This is a genomic window from Candidatus Erwinia dacicola (assembly GCF_001756855.1).
GTDB lineage: Bacteria > Pseudomonadota > Gammaproteobacteria > Enterobacterales > Enterobacteriaceae > Erwinia > Erwinia dacicola.
Window position 1 is genome coordinate 1 of the sequence record NZ_MAYS01000403.1, and the last position, 2126, is coordinate 2126.

A 2126-nucleotide genomic window follows, 5' to 3' on the forward strand; every position below is an offset into this window, starting at 1 on the left:
CATCATGTGGCTTCTGAGTGCGGTCCTGACGGAGCAGAACGAAGAATGGCTGCTGCAGAACCGCTACCTGCCTCAACACACCATGGCGGAGATAGACCACACTGCTGAAGACGACGTAATCGACGCGTTGCCACTCAGCGCATAACAGGCCCATCACCGGACCGGAAGGCTATAAGTGAATTTACACTACCTTGACGGACTCGACCAAAAGCCTAAAAGCTCCTACATTCCACGCAACATTCTCGGCGGCTCTGCCGTGGTCATCACCTGCTGACCATCTTGATTAAGGGATGTTGGGATAGCCGCCTACTGCGCCCATGGCATCAACCTGTTTTTTCAGCTGCTGCAAAGTAAAACTAGAAAAAATCTGTGCCGCATAGGGATAGCAAATCAGCTCATCAATGTGACACAGGCGGTAGCTATAAAGGCTCTCGGGTTTGCCCGGCAATTCGTTAAACGGGATCAGTTTAAGCGCAGGATCGAGAGTGTCCCGCGTCAACAGTTTCTTATACTCCAGCCACGGTATTAACGTCTTTTCCAGATTGTTATTATAGGTGGTGTTATCCATATCGAACACCACATAGTTGCCCGGATTGCGGTGGTTTTCGATCAGCTGATTCAGTTTTTCTGCCTGCGGCTGCGGCCAGTGCTGCAGCTCAGTTGCCTAGCTTGGAAGACAGGCTAACAGGCCGACAGTGAGTATATTCAGGCGAATTTTGCGGATGACCGCATATAACGACTCCATATTTTTGAATAAAAAACTGGCCCAAGGCTAATGATTTTTAAACCATTAATGCTATCCAGTAAGCGCTAATCGCACTTTTTGCCGCGCATTGTGACGATCCGCGACCATCGCTTACCGCTAAGCATTTCATGATCTTTACCGAGTTGTGTTAGAATTTTTTGCGATTTCTGCCTGCCAAACCCTGAGGTGATTCTGAATACGCCGGCACAGCTTTCATTGCCACTTTACCTGCCCGACGACGAAACCTTTGCCAGCTTCTGGCCGGGGGAAAATCCGTCACTGCTGGCTGCGCTGCAGGGCGCTCTGCATCAGAAACACGGTAGCTACTTTTATTTCTGGTCGCGTCAAGGTGGCGGGCGCAGCCATCTGCTGCACGCGGCCTGTGCGGAACTGTCGGCCAAAGGCGAAGCGGTGGGCTATGTACCGCTGGATAAACGCACTTGGTTTGTTCCGGAAGTGTTGGACGGCATGGAGCAGCTGGCGCTGATCTGCATCGATAATATCGAGTGCATTGCCGGGGATGAACACTGGGAGATGGCGATCTTCGATCTGTATAATCGCATTCTGGAAACCGGAAAAACCCGGCTGTTGATCACCGGGGATCGCCCACCGCGCCAGCTTAACCTCAAGCTGGCCGATCTAGCTTCGCGCCTCGACTGGGGCCAGATCTATAAACTGCAGCCGCTCTTCGACGAGGATAAGCTGCAGGCGCTACAGCTGCGTGCTCGCCTGCGCGGATTCGAACTACCGGAAGACGTTGGCCGCTTCCTGCTGAAACGTCTCGATCGTGAGATGCGCACATTGTTTGTTACGCTCAATCAGCTAGATCGCGCGTCGATCTGCGCTCAGCGCAAGCTGACCATCCCGTTTGTCAAAGAAGCCCTCAGCCTTTAGAGCTCAATAAAAGGCACTGTTGCAAAGATCTGGCGATGGTAAACTGATGCCACTGTTTAGTTGAAGGAGCAGCACATGAACCCATTTAAAGGTCGACATTTTGAGCGTCATATTATCCTGTGGGCCGTCCGCTGGTACTGCAAATATGGCATCAGTTATCGTGAGCTGCAGGACATGCTGGCGGAGCGAGGGGTAAATGTCGATCACACCACGATTTATCGATGGGTTCAGCGTTCTGCACCTGAGATGGAAAAGCGGCGGCGCTGGTACTGGCGTCAACCTTCCGGTTTTGGCTCATGGCATCTCGATGAAACCTACGTGAAGGTCAACGGACGCTGGGCTTATCTGTACCGCGCCGTCGACAGCAGGGGCTGCACCATTGACTTTTACCTGTCTTCACGTCGTCACACCAAAGCCGCCTATCGCTTTATGGGTAAACTTCTGAATAATACGAAGCGCCTGCAAATTCCACGGTTGATCAACACAG

General features: G+C 52.2%; 3 protein-coding genes and 1 pseudogene. 3 read left to right on the plus strand and 1 reads right to left on the minus strand.

What is annotated here, in order from left to right; genetic code table 11:
- Positions 1-145 (plus strand): annotated as a pseudogene (locus BBW68_RS17980) (IS256 family transposase); the annotation flags it as partial.
- 138 nt (positions 146-283) lie between these two features.
- Here the strand turns inward: BBW68_RS17980 and BBW68_RS11175 are convergent.
- A complete protein-coding gene (locus BBW68_RS11175; protein ID WP_070135423.1) occupies positions 284-568 on the minus strand; it encodes a hypothetical protein in 285 nt (94 codons plus the stop codon).
- A gap of 363 nt (positions 569-931) precedes the next feature.
- Between BBW68_RS11175 and hda the strand changes: the two genes are divergently transcribed.
- Together hda and BBW68_RS11185 are read left to right on the plus strand one after the other, a co-directional pair.
- Positions 932-1639, plus strand: a complete 708-nt coding sequence (hda, locus tag BBW68_RS11180; protein ID WP_070135424.1) for a DnaA inactivator Hda — start codon at positions 932-934, stop codon at positions 1637-1639.
- Between the two features lie 75 nt (positions 1640-1714).
- Positions 1715-2126: IS6 family transposase (locus BBW68_RS11185; protein WP_083264884.1), on the plus strand; the 412-nt coding region annotated here is incomplete at its 3' end.

Bases quoted from the DNA above. Each gene is read 5' to 3' on its own strand.
- BBW68_RS11175 (WP_070135423.1), bottom strand. From the start codon at position 568: ATGGATAACACCACCTATAATAACAATCTGGAAAAGACGTTAATACCG.